Consider the following 367-nt stretch of genomic DNA (forward strand, 5'->3'; position numbering starts at 1 on the left):
GGCAGCGCGTTGGGCAATTCGGCGCGGAACAGGACCTGCCACTCGGTCATGCCCACCGCCCGGGCGGCGTCCACCAGCTGGCGGTCGACGGCGGCGATCCCCGAGTAGGTGCCGGCCAGCAGCGGCGGGATGGCCAGGATCACCAGGGCGTAGATCGGCGGCATTAGGCCCAGGCCCATCAGGATGACGAACAGGGTCAACAGGCCCAGCGTGGGCATGGCCCGCAGGCCGCTGGCAATGCCGACGACGGCGATGCGCCCCCTTCCGGTGTGGCCGACGAACAGCCCCAGCGGCACGGCGATGGCCGCGGCGATGACCAGGGTCAGGGCGCTGTAGTACAGGTGCTCGGCCAGCCGGGCCGGCACAC

At 71.9% G+C, this 367-nt stretch carries 1 protein-coding gene; it reads right to left on the reverse strand.

Features of this window, described 5'->3' with window-relative positions; all coding sequences use genetic code 11:
• Positions 1 to 367, reverse strand: a 367-nt coding sequence (locus AC5RV2_RS19085) for an ABC transporter permease (protein ID WP_494093629.1), incomplete at both ends; no start/stop codon positions are given.

The organism is Arthrobacter sp. Y3225116 (assembly GCF_059091245.1).